At 69.7% G+C, this 1,306-nt stretch carries 3 protein-coding genes; all 3 read right to left on the reverse strand.

Annotation, left to right across the window (positions count from 1 at the left end; translation table 11 throughout):
* The coding region (locus JCM9942_RS16185) for a VUT family protein (RefSeq protein ID WP_172675175.1) at positions 1 to 232 on the reverse strand (232 nt) is incomplete at its 3' end.
* Positions 233 to 402: 170 nt separating this feature from the next.
* Entirely contained in the window at positions 403 to 921 is a 519-nt protein-coding gene (locus JCM9942_RS16190; protein WP_054660880.1) for a hypothetical protein, read from the reverse strand.
* 15 nt (positions 922 to 936) lie between these two features.
* Positions 937 to 1,306 (reverse strand): DUF2145 domain-containing protein (locus JCM9942_RS16195; RefSeq protein ID WP_157723005.1); only part of this gene is annotated, 370 nt, incomplete at its 5' end.

Below are 1,306 nucleotides of genomic sequence, written 5' to 3' on the forward strand. Positions count from 1 at the left end.
CGAACCCGGCCCACGCCACGCGGCGCGCGGCGCGCGGGCCGAAGCGGCGGTTGATCAGGTTGCTGACCAGGAACGCGACCGGATAGCTGAACGCGCCCCAGGTCAGCCAGTCGTTGATCGGGTACTGCACCAGCACGTTCGAGCCGAGCACGACGATGCCCATGGCCAGCACGGCCAGCAGCAGCGAGGGGAGGGTTAACGGGGCGAAGCGGATCGGCGGATTCGGGGACATGGCAGAGCGCAGGCGGCAACGCCGCAAGGCGCCGCGGAACAGGAAAGGAAGAGTGGCCGCGCCGGAGCCGGCGGGCGCAAGGGGGCGGCCATTGTACCGGTCCGGCCTTTACCGCTCTTCACCGCAGCGGTCCGCTTCCCCGGCCGGGCTGTGTGGCCCGGCCTGGAGGCTTACAGCGTCGTGGTACGGCTGTCCCCGGCCGCCTCGATGGTCGGCACGAAGGTCAGCACCGCGCCGTCCTCGGCGCGCAGCATCCAGCCCGCGCCCTGCGGACTCGGGGTGAAGGCCACGGTCTGGCCGGGCACGAAGTTGGCCGCCGGGTTGTCCTGCCGCTGCGGCCATTGCAGAAGGGCGGTGTTTTCCGGATTGGCCGGGTCTTGCAGGGAAACGCTGCGGCCACCGTCGGCGGTCTGGGCGATGTCCTTCACCTGCATGTCCGGCAGCGGCCCGGCGCTGGTCCGGCGCTTGCCCTCGTGCGGTTTGCTGGAGGCCTTGGACAGGTCGGCCACGCTGCGCACGCCGGTGACCGACAGGTACAACGGCCCGGACACCACCATCATCGCGCTCACGCCGGTGATCAGCACCGAGGCCTGCGAGCCGGTCATGTCGTCGCCGGCCTGCGCCGGAGATGCGGGAAGCGCCAGGGCCAGGGCGCAGGTCAGGGCGGTAGCGGCAAGCAGGGATTTCATGCGGTTCTCCTGGGGTTACGGGGAAGAAGATGCGGCGGGTGCAGCGATGCGCTGGTGGGCGATGCTCAGCTCGCGCTCCAGCGCGCCGTGTTGGTGCAGGAAATCGAACACCGATTCCACCGTCACCACCGAATAGTTGCCGGAAACGCGTTCGCTGGCCGGATGATCGGTGACGGCCACGTTGTCGGCGAACAGGCGCGCCCCCAGCCGTTTGCCCAGACCGATATGCAGGCGTGAGGGCCTGAAGTCCTTGTGCTTGAGCCAGGCCAGTGCGGCGTCGCGGTTGCCCAGCGTGCGGCCGTCTTCGACCTGCGCCATCGCCGCGGCGGTCACTTCCAGAATCCACTGGTTGGAGTTCTGGTAGTCGCTGCCGCCGGGCCAGGCC

Origin of the sequence: Stenotrophomonas pictorum JCM 9942 (assembly GCF_001310775.1) — a bacterium.
Classification (GTDB): Bacteria; Pseudomonadota; Gammaproteobacteria; order Xanthomonadales; family Xanthomonadaceae; genus Stenotrophomonas; species Stenotrophomonas pictorum.